This window comes from Microvirga terricola (assembly GCF_011777495.1).
GTDB classification, from domain to species: Bacteria; Pseudomonadota; Alphaproteobacteria; order Rhizobiales; family Beijerinckiaceae; genus Microvirga; species Microvirga terricola.
In genome coordinates, this window is record NZ_JAATJS010000003.1 from 669557 (window position 1) to 684438 (window position 14882).

Sequence of the window (14882 nt, forward strand, 5' to 3'; positions counted from 1 at the left end):
CATGCGCATTCTCTGCACCAACGACGATGGCATCCACGCGCCCGGCCTCAAAATCCTTGAGGCCATCGCGCGGGCGCTGTCCGACGATGTGTGGGTGGTGGCGCCCGAAACCGACCAGAGCGGCGTGTCTCACTCGCTCTCGCTCAACGATCCGCTGCGCCTGCGCGAAATCTCCGGCCGCCACTTCGCGGTGAAGGGAACGCCGACTGATTGCGTCATCATGGGTGTGCGCCACCTTTTGCGCGATCAGAAGCCCGATCTCGTGCTCTCCGGCGTGAACCGGGGGCAGAATGTTGCTGAGGATGTGAGCTATTCCGGCACCGTCGCCGGAGCCATTGAAGGGACGCTGCTCGGCGTTCCTTCCATCGCGCTCTCTCAGGCCTATGGGGCGGGTAATCGCAATCTGCTGAAATGGCACTGCGCGGAAACGCATGGTCCGCACGTCGTGCGCAAGATCCTCGACGCGGGTATCGAGAAGGGCGTTCTCGTCAACGTGAATTTTCCCGATGCCGAACCGGATGATGTCGAGGGGATTGCGCTCGTCAATCAGGGCCAGAGGACGCAGGAACTGCTGCGCCTCGACAAGCGCGAGGATGGGCGCGGCAACCCTTATTACTGGATTGCATTCGAACGCCGGCCCTTCACGCCGGCCAATGGCACCGATCTCTGGGCCATCGCGAACCGACGCATCGCCGTCACTCCGCTGAGGCTCGACATGACCGACGAGCCGACGCTCACACGCTACGCACGAGCCTTCGAGCAGGGGTGAGACAGAGCCGATGAGCGAAGCCCCGCCGAAGCCAGGACAGATCGATCTGCCGTTTTTCCCGGCGGATTGTCGGGAGGATGAGGCGATCGGCGTCGCCTCGTTCATCCTGTCCTTGCGGGCACGGGGCATTCGCGACACGGCGGTGCTGCGGGCGATGGAACTTGTACCGCGCGAGGTCTTTGCGCCCCGGCGTTTCAGTGATCTGTCGCGCACGGATGTCGCGTTGCCGCTTCCCTGCGGGCAGACCATGACCTCGCCCGGAACCGTTGCGACGATGCTTGTGGCGCTTGGGCTAGGGCAGGGCCAGCGCGTCCTCGAAGTCGGCACCGGCAGCGGTTATGTCACCGCCGTTCTGGCGAAGCTCGGTGCGGAGGTTCATTCCGTCGAGCGGTTCAGTACGTTGGCCGAGAGCGCCGCGCAGCATTTGAAAATCGTGGATGCGGGCAAGGTCCGCATCGAGATCGGCGACGGGCTCGCGACGCGGCCCCGCGAGCGGTTCGACCGCATTCTTTTGAACGGTGCGGTGGCTGAAATCCCCCACGCGGTGACGACTCTGCTCGGAATGGGCGGACGTCTGGTCGGGGCTCTCACCCTTGAAGGTTTGCCGCGCTTGGTGCGCATCGACAAGCTCGAAGGCGGGGAGTTCCGGCAGGAACTCGGAGCGCCGTTGCGGCTCTCGCCCCTGGTGCCCGGCGCCGCTACGACTCTGTAAGCGCGCCTCAGAAAATTCCGATCAAGGTTACGACAAAATTCAGGGCAGCAACGGTTGCTTAACCTGAATAGGTTTTTAATGCGCCCCATAGCGTTGCGTTCGGTTGGGGTTGAGTCATGCGTCTGAGTTTCGGTTCTGGGCTATCGCGGATCGCTCTCGCAGGCTTGGTCAGCAGCGCGGTGGCGTCCTGTAGTTCCGATACTTTGCGATTTACCGAGACGCCGTTCTCCAACCCGTTCTCGTCCAGCGATCGCGTCGCTGCGAGCGAGCCCATGCAGTCGCGCCCGATGGTCGCTTCCGTGCCGGCGGCTCCCGTTCAGTCGCAGGCGCTTCCTCCGGTCCAGACTCAGCCGCTCTCTCAGCCGATGCAGGCCACCGCGCCCGTTCCCGGTGGCGCAAGCGGATGGTCGGCCGCTGGTGGAACGCAGATCACGGTCGGCAACAACGACAATCTCAACATGATTTCCCAGCGCTACGGCGTTCCTGCCAGCGCCATTCTGGCGGCGAGCGGTCTGTCTAGCCCGAGCCAGGTGGTGCCGGGCCAGCGCGTGGTGATCCCGGTTTACAATGCGGGTGGATCGCAGATGGCGGCCGCAGCGCAGGCTCCGTCGCGTGCTCCGCAGCCTGTCGCCGCGGCTCAGCCTGCAGGGCAGGGCAAGCTACGCTTCGTCGACAGCTCCAAGGCGCCCGCTCGCGGCGTGCCGGAGCCGGTCGACGCCGGCAAGCGGGCGCGTCCTGGCACGGCCGCGACCGCACAGGCGGCCCCGATGGCAAAGGCGCCCGCTACCGTCGCCGCTGCACCCGCTCAGCCTCTCGTTTCCACGCCGAAGCCAGTCGAGGCTCCGAAGGTCGCAGCCGTCACCGCGCCTGAGCCGGTCAGGCCCGCCGCCGTCGCGCCGCAGGCCGAAGTCGCCAAGGCTCCGGCTCAGGACCCTGACCAGACCGCCAGCGTTTCGGGCGAGTTCCGTTGGCCCGCCCGTGGCCGCGTGATCGCCGGGTTCGGCGCCGATGGCGGCAATGAAGGCATCAATATCGCGGTTCCGGAAGGAACGCCGGTCAAGGCTGCAGAGGCCGGGACCGTGACCTATGCGGGCAGCGAGGTGAAGGGCTACGGCAACCTCGTCCTGATCCGCCATGAGAACGGGTACGTCTCGGCTTATGCCCATAACGGCTCGCTCAGCGTGAAGCGCGGCGAGCAGGTGAAGCGCGGACAGGTGATCGCCACCTCCGGCCAGAGCGGCAACGTGACCTCGCCGCAGCTGCACTTCGAAATCCGCAAGGGCTCGACCCCGGTCGACCCGCTCAAGCACCTCGGCGGCTAAAGAGCCATTTCAGTTCCGACCGGCTTTCGTAACCCGAAGTCGGTCACGAGAAGGGGACGGCAGAGCTCAGCTGCCGTCCCTTTTGTCGTTAGATGGCCTGACCCAACCGTCCCGCGAGATCCTGGATGAACTGCCAGGCCGTGCGGCCGGAGCGGGCGCCGCGGGTGGTGGCCCATTCAAGAGCCTCGGCACGGATCGCCTCCCGCTCTCCCTTCAGGCCGAGGTGGTCGACATAGGCGAAGACCATGTCGAGATATTCGTCCTGGCTGCATTTGTGGAAGCCGAGCCAGAGGCCGAAGCGGTCGGAGAGAGAAACCTTTTCCTCGATGGCCTCGCCGGGGTTGATGGCGGTGGAGCGCTCGTTGTCCATCATGTCGCGCGGCAACAGGTGACGGCGGTTGGACGTGGCGTAGAAGATCACGTTGTCCGGTCGCCCCTCGATGCCGCCTTCGAGCACGGCCTTGAGGGATTTGTAGGAAGTGTCGTCGGCGTCGAAGGACAGGTCGTCGCAGAACACGATGAACCGGTGCGGGTCGGCACGCAGCAGCGCCATCAGGTCGGGGAGGGTTTCGATGTCCTCCCGGTGGATCTCGATAAGCTTGAGCGCGCGGGAGCCGGCTGAGCGGGTTTGGTTGATCTCCGCGTGGACCGCCTTCACCAGCGAAGACTTGCCCATGCCCCGCGCGCCCCAGAGGAGGGCGTTGTTGGCCGGCAGGCCCGTCGCAAAGCGTTGGGTGTTCTCGGCCAGCGTGTCCCGTACCCGATCGATTCCGCGCAGGAGCCCCATTTCGACCCGGTTCACCTTGGGCACGGGCGAGAGCCGCCGCGCCGCCGCGTGCCACACGAATGCGTCGGCGGCCTGAAAATCCGCCTGCGGCGCTGCCGCTGGCGCAAGGCGCTCCAGGGCGTCGGCGATGCGCTTCAGGAGGGCCAGGGATTCGGGGGAGGCGGAGGCCGAAGGGTCTGACGAGGGATGGGACATGACGCTCTCAAAACCGGTATCGGAGTTGATTACCGTGGAAGCTTGGCAGCGTCCATGGACGCGACCTCTGGAAATCCCGGCAACTTCATTTGATTTCGTGGAGTCGATGGGTATAGTCCGCCCGCTTCTAGTCCCGTTTGGCGCGGGTGGGCGGCTCCCGCCTGCCTCGCGCCTTTATCCATGGAGAGCCGCTTGTTCATTTCGCCAGCCTTCGCGCAAGGGGCCCCCGCTGGGGGCGGAACGGATATGATCCTTCAATTCGTTCCGTTCATCCTCATCTTCGTCATCATGTGGTTCCTCATCATCCGTCCGCAGCAGCGCCGGGTGAAGGCTCACCAGGAGATGATCAAGAACGTCCGTCGCGGTGACACGGTCGTGACCTCCGGCGGCATCATCGGCAAGGTCACGAAGGTTCTCGAGGACTCGGCCGATGTCGAGGTCGAGATCGCCGAGGGCGTCAAGGTCAAGGTGGCCCGCGCCATGATCTCCGAAATGCGCACCAAGAGCGAGCCGGTCAAGGCTTAAGGGCACGATCCGACTTCGTGCTTGAAGAAAGACGATAGGGCGGGCGCGACGACGATGATCGGCCCGTTCCCGCTCTAGAGCATGATCAGAACAAGTGGACACCGGTTGTTCGCTCGGATCATGCGGCAAAGGAATCGAGAGCTTGGTCATGTTTCAAAGAGACATGATCAAACTCTAGAAAGGTTGAGTTGACGATGCTGCGTTACTCGAGGTCGAAGATCATCGCCACCATGGCGGTTATCGTCATCGGTCTGCTTCTGGCAGTTCCGAGCATGATGAGCCGCGAACAGCGTCTGGCATTCCAGAACTCGCTGCCGAGCTGGGTGCCGTCCTGGCTCGTCCCGTCGCGCGCCATCGTCCTCGGCCTCGACCTTCAGGGCGGCTCGCACGTGCTGCTCGAAGTGGACGTGCCGGACCTTCTGCGCACGCAGACGACGCAGTTGCGCGACGACGTTCGCCGGGTTCTGCGCGAAGCCCGCGTTTCGCCGCAGGGCGGCATTCAGCTCCTGCCGCGCGGCGTGCAGATCCGCGTGCCGGACGCCGCCGAGCGCGAAAAGCTGATGCCCAAGCTGCGCGAACTCACTCAGCCTATCGGCAATGCCGTTCTGGGCCAGAGCGGCAGCCGCGATATCGAGATCACCACCACGCCGGAAGGCCTGATCACGATGGCCTACACCGACGCCGGCGTGAACGAGAAGGTGCGCCGCGCGACCGAGCAGGCCATCGAAGTCGTTCGCCGCCGCATCGATATACAGGGAACGACGGAGCCCAGCATCCAGCGCCAGGGCGCGGACCGCATTCTGGTACAGGTGCCGGGGCTACAGGACCCGCAGCGTCTCAAGGAGCTTTTGGGCAAGACCGCCAAGCTCGAATTCCGTCTGCTGGCGCAGCCCGGCGCAACGGATGTCGACATGCTGGCCATGAAGGAAGCCGGTGGACAGAAGGTGCCGGTGGAGCGCCGCGTGATCGCCGAAGGCGGCGATCTCATCGACGCGCAACCCTCCTTCGACAGCCGCTCCAACGAGCCCATCGTCAATTTCCGCTTCAACATCCGCGGCGCGCAGCGCTTCGGCCAAGCGACGACCGAAAATCTCGAACGGTCGCTCGCCATCGTCCTCGACAACGAGGTGGTGTCCGCACCGACCATTAAGAGCCCGATCACCGGCGGTCAGGGCATGATTTCGGGCCGCTTCACCGTACAACAGGTGAACGATCTCGCCGTGCTCCTGCGCGCCGGTGCGCTGCCCGCGAAGCTGACCGTCGTGGAAGAGCGTACCGTCGGCCCCGGCCTCGGACAGGACTCGATTCAGGCCGGCAAGATGGCGACCTATGTCGCCACCGTTCTGGTCGTGGCCTTCATGTTCATGACCTACGGGCTCTTCGGCTTGTTCGCGAACATCGCGCTTCTGGTCCATGTGGGCCTGATCTTCGGCTTGATGTCTCTGCTCGAGGCGACGCTGACCCTGCCGGGCATTGCGGGCATCGTGCTCACCATCGGCACGGCGGTCGACTCCAACGTGCTGATCTATGAGCGCATCCGCGAGGAGGTCCATGCCGGACGATCGATCGTCTCAGGCATTCAGGCGGGCTTCGAGCGTGCTTTCGCGACCATCATCGATTCCAACAGCACCATGGCGATTGCGGCCGTGATCCTGTTCTTCCTCGGATCGGGTCCGGTCCGCGGCTTCGCCGTCGTGTTCATTCTCGGCATTCTGACCACGGTCATCACCGCCGTCACCCTGACGCGCATGATGATCGCGCTCTGGTATCATTGGGCCCGGCCCAAAGCCCTTCCGTTCTAAGGAGTTTCCGTCATGCGTCTTCTTCGGATCTGGCCGGAAAACTCCCATTTCGACTTCATGAGCCTGCGGCGCTTCTCGTTCCCGCTGTCGGCTTTCCTGTCGCTGCTGACCGTCGTGCTGCTCATGACCATCGGCCTCAATTTCGGCATCGACTTCAAGGGCGGCACGCTCATGGAGTTGCAGGCGAAATCGGGTCATGCCGACGTGGCGAAAATCCGCAAGGCCGCCGACTCCTTCGGCTTCGGCGAAGTCGAGGTGCAGGAGTTTGGCACCGCCGGAGGCGTATCGCTGCGTTTCCCCATCCAGCAGGGTGGCGAGTCCGCGCAGAGCGCCGTGGTGCAGAAGGCCCGCGATACGTTCAGCGACGAATATGAGTTCCGTCGCGTGGAGACCGTCGGTCCGCGCGTGTCGGGCGAGCTGGTTCAGTCCGGCACCATCGGCATCATCCTCGCGGTGATCGCGGTGCTGTTCTATCTCTGGTTCCGCTTCGAGCGGGAGCTGGCGCTCGGCGCGATCTTCGGCACGCTGCACGACATCGTGCTGACCATCGGCTTCTTCGTCATCACGCAGCACGAGTTCAACATGACCTCGATTGCGGCGATCCTGACCATCGTCGGTTACTCGCTGAACGAGACGGTGGTGGTGTTCGACCGTACGCGCGAACTGATGCGTCGCTACAAGACCATGCCGACAAAGGAACTGTTGAACCTGTCGATCAACACGACGATGTCGCGCACCGTGATGACCGCGGCGACCACGGCGTTGTCGCTGCTCGCGCTGGTAATCTTCGGCGGGCGGGCCATTGAGAGCTTCGCGCAGGTCATGCTGTCGGGCGTCGCCATCTGCACGTACTCGGCCATCTTCATCTCGTCGCCGATGTTGATCTATATCGGCCTGCGCAGCTCCGAGACTGCAAAGGCGCCGGAAGGAAAGGTCGCTCCGGCGGAGTAAGATAATGGGCGAAGGTCGCCTCTATGACGGCTTCCTGCCGGGGCGCTACGCAATAGACGCCTACGGCAATGGCGGCTTTCGCTTCGCGGACATGTCCCATCGCGGGTCGATCCTCGTGCTGCCCTCGGGCATCCGCGCGTGGCCCGTGGTCTCGATGGCGGATGTGAACGAGGGCACGCTTGCGCCGATCTTCGCCGAGGGCGATGCTATCGAGCTGTTGTTGCTGGGGACGGGGCGCGAGGTGGCCGCGTTACCCGAGCCGTTGCGGGCGCGATTCCGCGAGGCGCGGGTCGGCCTCGATGTGATGCAGACCGGCGCGGCCGCGCGCACTTACAACATCCTGCTCGCGGAAAACCGTAAGGTCGGCGCAGCGCTCATCGCCGTGCCCTGACCATGGCGGATCACGATTTCGATTTTGCTTATTCCCATTGCGAAGGCCTTGTGCGGGACCTGGACCCGGATCGCTATTGGGCGAGCCTGTTCGCGCCGGCTGAGAAGCGCGGTCACCTCCATGCGCTTTACGCCTTCAGCATCGAGATCGCGCGGGTGCGGGAAGCTGTGCGCGAGGCGTTGGTCGGCGAGATCCGCCTGCAATGGTGGCGCGATGCGCTTCAGGGTGAGATGCGCGGCGACGTGCGCGCCAACCCGGTCGCTGCGGCGCTCGATGATACCATCGTCAAATTCCGCCTGCCGCGACAGGCACTCGTCAACCTGATCGATGCACGCATCTTCGATCTCTATGATGATCCGATGCCGAGCCTGAACGACCTCGAAGGCTATTGCGGCGAAACCTCGTCTGTTCTCATCCAGCTCGCCAGCATGATCCTGGCCGATGGCGCCGATCCCGGTTCGGCAGACGCTGCCGGGCATGCGGGCGTCGCTTATGCAATCACCGGATTGCTACGCGCCTTCCCGTGGCATGCGCGGCAGGGGCAGATTTACATTCCGGCGGAGATTTTGGCTCGCCACGGCGTCGTGCGTGATGACATCGTAGCGGGACGCGGCGGTCCCGGCCTTGACCAGGCGCTGGCGGATATGCGCGCAGTGGCGCGCCGGCATGTCCAGCAGGCGCGCGAGTTGCGCTCGACGATCTCGCCACAAGTCTCTCCCGCGTTTCAGGGGCTGGCACTTGTCGGCCCTTACCTCAAAGCCATGGAGAGACGCGGCTACGATCCGTTCCACACCGAGATCGAACTGCCCCGCTGGCGGAAGATCTGGGCTCTCTGGCACGGGCCTTTTTAAGCCATCATTCGGCCGCAGCCGGCAACGCGCTTTTCGCCATCCACGCCGCCAAATCCGCCCGCGCGCGGTCCGTCAGCGCGCGCTTCTTGGCGACGGCCTTCGCCGGGCCGCGCAGACGCTTGCCGTTCTCGTCCTTGGGGGAGAACTCGAGCAGCGGGAACAGGCCGAAATTGACATTCATGGGCTGGAACGAGCGTGGGCCTTCATCGATGGTTTCGATGTGGCCACCCGTGATGTGGTTGATGAGCGCGCCCAAAGCCGTCGTGGACGGCAGCGGGTCGATGGGGCGGCCGAGCCGTTCGGCGGCTGCGAAACGGCCCGTCATGAGGCCGACGGCGGCGCTTTCCACATAGCCTTCGCAGCCGGTGATCTGACCCGCAAAGCGCAGGCGCGGCATGGCCCTCAGCCTGAGCGTATTGTCCAAAAGCTTTGGCGAATTGAGATAGGTGTTGCGATGCAGCCCACCGAGGCGCGCGAATTCCGCGTTCTCCAGGCCGGGGATCATCCGGAACACATTGCCCTGCACGCCATATTTCAGCTTGGTCTGGAAGCCGACCATGTTGAACAGGGTGCCGAGCGCGTTGTCCTGGCGCAATTGCACGATGGCGTAGGGCTTCTTGTCCGGGTTGTTTGGATCGGTCAGGCCGACTGGCTTCATGGGCCCGTGGCGCAAGGTCTCGCGGCCGCGCTCGGCCATGACCTCTATGGGAAGGCAACCGTCGAAATAGGGCGTGTTTGCTTCCCATTCCTTGAAATCGGTCTTGTCGCCCGTAATCAGCGCATCGATGAAGGCGTCGTATTGCTCCTTGGTCATCGGGCAGTTGATGTAGTCCTTGCCAGTACCGCCCGGGCCGACCTTGTCATAGCGTGACTGGAACCAGGCCACGTCCATGTTGATGGACTCGCGATAGACGATGGGCGCGATGGCGTCGAAGAAGGCGAGTTCCTTTTCGCCCGTCAGGCCGAGAACCGCTTGGGCCAAAGCCGGCGAGGTGAGGGGACCTGTCGCCACGATGACGGACGACCAATCCTCCGGCGGGAGGCCTGCGACTTCGCCGCGTTCGATGGTGACGAGGGGATGAGCCTCGAGCGTCGCCGTCACAGCATTCGAGAAACCGTCACGGTCGACCGCAAGCGCGCCGCCCGCGGGAACTTGGTTCGCATCGCCCTTGGCCATGATGAGCGAGCCGAGGCTGCGCATCTCCTGGTGCAGCAGGCCGACCGCATTCGCCTCCGCATCGTCGGAGCGGAAGGAATTGGAGCAGACGAGTTCGGCAAGCCCGTCGGTCTTGTGGGCGTCGGTGCCGCGCACCGGGCGCATCTCGTGCAGGATGACGGGCACGCCCGCCTGCGCGATTTGCCAAGCGGCTTCCGAACCGGCGAGACCGCCGCCGATGACGTGGATGGGTTGCAAGCTGCTCATCTTATCCCTCTCGAACGGGGTCTTGTTGACCCTCAAGACGGCGCGGGTCAAGCTGAGCCTTTCCATTTAAAGACACAGGCTCTCAATCAATGTCTCCGAAGCGACCGGTCGTTCTTATTACAGGTGGTGGCCGCGGAATAGGAGCGGCGGTGGCGCAGCTCGCTGCCGCACGCGGCTACGACGTCGCCATCAATTTCAAATCCGACCGGGCCTCCGCGGAGCACGTCTTGGAAACATGCCGGGCCTCCGGCGCGGCGGCGGTCGCGTTGCCAGGAGATGTGACGAATGAGAATGACGTCACGCGCATGTTCGATGAGGCTGAGGCCGCGCTTGGCCGCATCTCCCATGTCGTCAACAACGCAGGGATCACCGGCCGGTCGGGACGGCTGGAGGCGACGGCCGCAGAGACGATCCGCGCCTGCATCGACATCAACGTGCTTGGAGCCCTCTGGGTCGCGCGGGAGGCCGCCAGGCGGCTTTCGACTCGCCAGGGCGGCACTGGCGGCTCCATCGTCAGCATCTCGTCCGTTGCCGCGCGGCTCGGCAGCGCCGGCGAGTATGTCTGGTACGCCGCCTCGAAAGGCGCCATCGATTCGCTGACGATCGGGCTGTCGCAGGAACTGGCGGCAGACGGGATCCGGGTCAACGCCGTGTCGCCGGGGATCACGCGAACCGACATTCATGAGCGCAGCACGGGCGATGCCGGGCGGATGGAGCGCTTCCGGTCGAAAATTCCGCTCAATCGGATCGGCGAGCCGGAGGAGATTGCCGAGGCAGTGCTGTTTCTGATGTCGGACGCCGCATCCTACATCACCGGCGCCAATATCCCGGTCTCAGGCGGCCGGTAAAACTCGGCCCCAAAAAAGCGAACGCCCGCCGAGGGGCGGGCGAGGGCCTATGCTGCAGTGCAGCGAGTTTTTTACGCGAGAGCGTGTTCGCGAGCGATGTTCTCGATCTGGAAGCGCGAGATACCGAGATCGTCGAGCTCACGGTCAGAAAGCTGCGAGAGCTCGCGGACGGTATCGCGATAACGCAGGTAAGAGCGGACCTTAGAGAGGATGTAGGACACGAACATTGGGGTCTCCTATTAGTTAGCCGGTCCGAAGTGACCGACAGCCTTTGTTCTTGCGTGTGCGATGCAGCATATAGACGCGTGCGGCGCGAAACGGGAGTGGTAATAATGTAGGTCTGTTATGCTTTAGTAGCATAGCGACTTAAGGCCGGGTTAATCGGGCCTGCATCTGCCGCATGGGCGTTAACCCTGTTCCCGCCGGGCCAGCGGAAATTCCTTCAAGGCATTGTTTTGAAAACATTATTTTCAGCGTGCCGCTGGCGGAAGCCTCGGGGCAGGATTGCACACGCCCAACGTCGGCCCCTTCGTCGAGGCCGGCGAATGTGAATGTAGTCTGTACGTCGGATGACGCTTTTATGAATCAGTGCCACGAGCCCATGCTGTGCAGGGCCTGCTGGCAGGCCTGTTCGCAGCGGCGACAGGAATCGGCGCAAATCGCGCAATGCTCATGCTGGGCAGCATGACGCTCGCATTCGTCACCGCTCAGGCGGCAGGCCGCGATGCAAGTTTCCAGCAGCCGCTTCAGAACCTCATCGTTGGAACCCGTCCTGCGTGTCGCGACGGTCCCCATCATGGCGCAGATGTCGGCGCAGTCGAGATTCAGCCTGATGCAGAGGGTGAGCTGCTGGACCATCGACTCGCCGAGGCAGGCGTCGGCGCAGGAGGTGCAGACCTGCGCGCAGTCGTAGCATTCCTCGATGCAGCGGATCAAAGCCTCGTCGGCCTTTCCCTTCATCGCAGGGTGTGTGCGAATGATTTCCTGAGTGTGCATTGGCGACTCCTTCTTGCAACGGGGACCGGGGGCCGGCCTTAAGGAAGCAACAGGGAGGAGGGCCGCTCGTTCCCTGAATGAGACGAGGCGCTGAGGCGAGGCTTACGCGAAAAGACGCCGCTTGAATGCGGCGTCTCTCTCAGTTTCTGCTGTTCGCGTCCTAGTAGCGGACGCGGCGAACCGTGTGGCGAACGGGGGCGACGTGGCGGATGGTGGCCGTGTGATAAACCGGCCTGAAGGCGCGATGATAGACCACGCGCGTCCGATAAATGGGCCGATAGGCGACCCGATAGCCAAGAGGCCTGTAGTAGGCGAAGCGGCGGTAATAGCCGAGAGGCCGGTAGTACGCGAACCGGCGGTAGTAGCCGGGCCTGTAATAGGCGTAACGGCGGTAATAGCCGGCGACGAGGGGACGGCGGTAGTAGCCGCCGTAATAACTCGCGACCGGATAGTTATAGTAGGAGGACGGATAATACGCGTAGGGAGAGCCGTAGCCGTATCCGCCGTAATACGGATAATACGACGAGTAGTCGTAATACGGATATGCTGCCGCAGCGCTTCCGATGATCGCGCCGCCGACCAGGCCGGCGGCTAAGGCGCCTCCGTCCCACCAGCCGCGATTCCATTCCCAGCCGCGACCCCATCCCCAGCCGCCACCGCGCCAGGCAGCACCACGCCAACCCCAGCCACCACCACGCCAGCCGCCGAAACCACCGCCACGGAAGGCGGCGCCGCGGAAGCCTCCGAATCCTCCATGGAAGCCGCCAAATCCCCCATGGAAGCCGTGGAAACCACGTTGAGCTTGGGCTTCATTGGCACCGCAGAGAGCGAAAGCGATAACGGCGGTGCCCGCGAGAAGAGTAGACTTGAACATCACTCGACTCCTCAATGACTCGCACAAGACGGAAGAATGATATCCAAGCTAAGGGCGATGGCTTCCGCGGTGATTGACTAAAGTCAGATTAGCCGACCTTCCATGGTGCGCGAGGCACATGGCTCATGCGACAAATCAGCAATGCGGCACTGAGGACCGAAGCAATGCCATTCTGCCCATTGCTGCCACGGCACCATTGATATTTCGCAATGCTCTAGCCCGCGATCTTCCTACCGTCGTGGAGCAAACGAGGCATTCCGCGCATCTCCATACCGCTTTTGAATTGCCACGTCCGCAGCGTCCCGATCTTGCAGGGGGAACACGCGATGATGCCGGTTTTTGCGGCTATCAATGCCGGACTATCCAGCTTGAAATTCCAGATTTTCGAGGTTTCGAATCTGGCAGAACCGCGCGCCGTCTTTCGCGGTGTGTTCGAGGGACTAAAGGAGAGCGCGCAGCTGATCGTCAAGGATCGGTGCGGAATGGTCTGCGCGAAACTAGCCTGGGGAGCGGACGAGGGATTCGATCATGAGGCCGCGCTTGCTCATGTCGCGTCATGGGTGAGTGAGCATCAGGCGCGTTACAAGCTCGTTGCGGTCGGACACAGGGTGGTTCACGGCGGCCATGCCTTCACCGGGCCGGTTCTTGTCGACGACCATGTCCTCAAGAGGATGGAAGAGCTGATCCCCCTCGCGCCGTTGCACCAGCCGCACAACCTTGAACCTATCAGAGCCATCCGCAGAAGGCTGCCGCACGTGCCGCAGGTGGCGTGCTTCGACACGGCTTTCCACCATGATTTGCCGCAGCTCTCGCAGCTCTTCGCGCTTCCGAAGGGGATGACGCAGCAAGGCATCAGGCGCTACGGCTTCCACGGCTTGTCTTACGAATACATCGCGTCGGTTCTCGGCCGCCACGACCGTAGCCTTGCGTCGGCGCGGGTGATCGTCGCGCATCTGGGAAACGGCGCGAGTCTTTGTGCGCTCAAAGGCGGCGTCAGCGTCGCCACCACCATGGGTTTTTCTGCCCTTGATGGCCTGCCGATGGCAACGCGCTGCGGTGCGTTGGACCCTGGCGTGATCTTCTACATGCTTCGGGAGATGAAGCTAGATCCTCATGAAGTCGAGCGCATCCTCTACTCGGCATCGGGCCTTCTCGGCGTCTCGGGCATCTCCGGCGACATGCGCACCTTGCGCGCGCTTGCACCGACCGACGCGGATGCCCGGCAGGCGATCGATCTCTTCATCTACCGCATCGTGCGCGAGACCGGCTCGCTCATCGCGGCGCTCGGCGGTCTCGACGCATTCGTATTCACGGGTGGAATCGGCGAGAATGATGCCGCCACCCGCGCCGAGGTCCTTTCCGCGCTCTCGTGGGTCGGTTTCAACATCCACGAAAGATCCAACTGGGGAGGGGCGCGGCGCATCACGCGCGGCCGCGGACCGTCCGCCTGGGTCATTCCGACCGATGAGGAACTGGTTATCGCCCGGCAGATGAGCTGCGTGCTCGATGCGGAGCGCCAGCGCCTTGCATCCTAGCGGCTGGGTACGAGGTTTTTGCGCCAAACGTGGGACCAAATAAAAGCTTGGGCGTTGTCTGCTTAACATCTGGGAGAGAGAGATGCCGCCCCATCGCAGACCATCCGTCGAGCCTCCGCACGGTCACGCGCGTGACAAGTATCTCACGTAGCTTTCTGTTCGGAGGAGAACCATGCGCCAACATCCGATGTCGTCGAGTTTCACGCCCCTCGGGCGAGCGGAGGCCGTTCTCTATAGCTACCTCCCCAATTCCGCGTGGAGCCACGAAGCGGCGCGTGAATTGGTCGAGTATCACATGTACGTGGCTCTTGAATTGGAGCTTTTCGAGCGCGCCAGCGAGCTCAGCGCGGCTTTAAGCCTGATGGGCGCGATCGGCCCAGCCAGCCTCGCCAAAGGACGCTCTTCATAGGCTGAACGTCGACTTGCCGCCATCGGTCGCTTCGGTCAGGAATAAAGGCAGGTCGGCGCCGTTGCGGCGGCTCGGAAGGGGTTTCTGACGATGGCGGTTCTGAAGCTGGAGCTTCTGTCCCCCGAGCGCGTCATTCTTTTAGGAGAAGCGGAGGCCGTAATGTTGCCGGGCGTCGATGGCGATATGACCATCCTGCCGGGACACGCCCCCCTCGTGGCTCAGTTGCAAGCGGGCCTTGTGGTCGTGACGGATGCGCAGGGTCACGGCCAACGTGCTTTCGTCGGGGGCGGCTTGGCCGAAATCACGGGCGCCAGCGTGACGGTTCTCGCCAACCGCGCGCTGCCCCCGGAGGAACTGAGCCGCGAGCGGCTTGAGGAGGAGATCCTCCATTTCGAAACCTTGCGGGATGCGGCTCAGACTGATTCAGCGCGCCGTGAGGCGGACCTTTCGATCAGTCGCCTGCGGCAGGTTCAGGCCGCCCTCAAGTTCTGA

Annotated in this window: 17 protein-coding genes; 12 read left to right on the forward strand and 5 right to left on the reverse strand. The window is 63.4% G+C overall.

Annotated elements, in window-relative coordinates; genetic code table 11:
* Position 1 precedes the first annotated feature (1 nt).
* From surE to HB375_RS11565, 3 genes are all read left to right on the forward strand, one after another.
* Positions 2–769, forward strand: coding sequence for a 5'/3'-nucleotidase SurE (gene surE, locus HB375_RS11555; RefSeq protein ID WP_167673120.1), 768 nt, complete (start codon positions 2–4; stop codon positions 767–769).
* 10 nt (positions 770–779) lie between these two features.
* A complete protein-coding gene (locus HB375_RS11560; protein WP_167673121.1) occupies positions 780–1481 on the forward strand; it encodes a protein-L-isoaspartate O-methyltransferase family protein in 702 nt (233 codons plus the stop codon).
* A 116-nt stretch (positions 1482–1597) separates the two neighbouring features.
* Positions 1598–2803: a M23 family metallopeptidase gene (locus HB375_RS11565; protein ID WP_167673122.1), complete on the forward strand. Its 1206-nt coding sequence runs from the start codon at positions 1598–1600 to the stop codon at positions 2801–2803.
* Positions 2804–2891: 88 nt separating this feature from the next.
* Here the strand turns inward: HB375_RS11565 and HB375_RS11570 are convergent, their stop codons facing one another.
* Positions 2892–3785, reverse strand: a complete 894-nt coding sequence (locus HB375_RS11570; protein WP_167673123.1) for an ATP-binding protein — start codon at positions 3783–3785, stop codon at positions 2892–2894.
* Between the two features lie 246 nt (positions 3786–4031).
* Between HB375_RS11570 and yajC the strand changes: the two genes are divergently transcribed.
* From yajC to HB375_RS11595, 5 genes are all read left to right on the forward strand, one after another.
* A complete protein-coding gene (gene yajC / locus HB375_RS11575) occupies positions 4032–4310 on the forward strand; it encodes a preprotein translocase subunit YajC (protein ID WP_205800145.1) in 279 nt (92 codons plus the stop codon).
* Positions 4311–4504: 194 nt separating this feature from the next.
* The gene (secD, locus tag HB375_RS11580; protein WP_167673125.1) at positions 4505–6112 is read left to right on the forward strand and encodes a protein translocase subunit SecD; all 1608 of its coding nucleotides are present in this window, start codon (positions 4505–4507) and stop codon (positions 6110–6112) included.
* 12 nt (positions 6113–6124) lie between these two features.
* Positions 6125–7063: a protein translocase subunit SecF gene (secF, locus tag HB375_RS11585; protein ID WP_167673126.1), complete on the forward strand. Its 939-nt coding sequence runs from the start codon at positions 6125–6127 to the stop codon at positions 7061–7063.
* A 4-nt stretch (positions 7064–7067) separates the two neighbouring features.
* The gene (locus HB375_RS11590; RefSeq protein ID WP_167673127.1) at positions 7068–7454 is read left to right on the forward strand and encodes an Mth938-like domain-containing protein; all 387 of its coding nucleotides are present in this window, start codon (positions 7068–7070) and stop codon (positions 7452–7454) included.
* Between the two features lie 2 nt (positions 7455–7456).
* Entirely contained in the window at positions 7457–8305 is an 849-nt protein-coding gene (locus HB375_RS11595) for a phytoene/squalene synthase family protein (protein ID WP_167673128.1), read from the forward strand.
* Between the two features lie 4 nt (positions 8306–8309).
* On the opposite strand, the gene trmFO is transcribed toward HB375_RS11595, so the two are convergent.
* Entirely contained in the window at positions 8310–9728 is a 1419-nt protein-coding gene (trmFO, locus tag HB375_RS11600; protein WP_167673129.1) for a methylenetetrahydrofolate--tRNA-(uracil(54)-C(5))-methyltransferase (FADH(2)-oxidizing) TrmFO, read from the reverse strand.
* An 89-nt stretch (positions 9729–9817) separates the two neighbouring features.
* Here trmFO and HB375_RS11605 point away from each other — a divergent pair, with 89 nt between their 5' ends.
* On the forward strand, positions 9818–10576 hold the full coding sequence (locus HB375_RS11605; protein WP_167673130.1) for a glucose 1-dehydrogenase: 759 nt from the start codon (positions 9818–9820) through the stop codon (positions 10574–10576).
* 71 nt (positions 10577–10647) lie between these two features.
* Here HB375_RS11605 and HB375_RS11610 read toward each other — a convergent pair whose 3' ends face one another.
* The 3 genes from HB375_RS11610 to HB375_RS11620 all read right to left on the reverse strand — a co-directional run bounded on the left by HB375_RS11610 (position 10648) and on the right by HB375_RS11620 (position 12446).
* Positions 10648–10803: a DUF1127 domain-containing protein gene (locus HB375_RS11610; protein ID WP_167673131.1), complete on the reverse strand. Its 156-nt coding sequence runs from the start codon at positions 10801–10803 to the stop codon at positions 10648–10650.
* Positions 10804–11161: 358 nt separating this feature from the next.
* On the reverse strand, positions 11162–11572 hold the full coding sequence (locus tag HB375_RS11615) for a four-helix bundle copper-binding protein (protein ID WP_167673132.1): 411 nt from the start codon (positions 11570–11572) through the stop codon (positions 11162–11164).
* A gap of 160 nt (positions 11573–11732) precedes the next feature.
* A complete protein-coding gene (locus HB375_RS11620; RefSeq protein ID WP_167672552.1) occupies positions 11733–12446 on the reverse strand; it encodes a hypothetical protein in 714 nt (237 codons plus the stop codon).
* A gap of 326 nt (positions 12447–12772) precedes the next feature.
* Here HB375_RS11620 and HB375_RS11625 point away from each other — a divergent pair, with 326 nt between their 5' ends.
* The 3 genes from HB375_RS11625 (at position 12773) to atpC (ending at position 14882) form a co-directional block, all read left to right on the forward strand.
* Entirely contained in the window at positions 12773–13981 is a 1209-nt protein-coding gene (locus HB375_RS11625) for an acetate/propionate family kinase (protein ID WP_167673133.1), read from the forward strand.
* Positions 13982–14153: 172 nt separating this feature from the next.
* Entirely contained in the window at positions 14154–14390 is a 237-nt protein-coding gene (locus tag HB375_RS11630) for a hypothetical protein (RefSeq protein WP_167673134.1), read from the forward strand.
* A 90-nt stretch (positions 14391–14480) separates the two neighbouring features.
* Positions 14481–14882 (forward strand): ATP synthase F1 subunit epsilon, encoded by a 402-nt coding sequence (gene atpC, locus HB375_RS11635; protein WP_167673135.1) that lies wholly within the window; start codon positions 14481–14483, stop codon positions 14880–14882.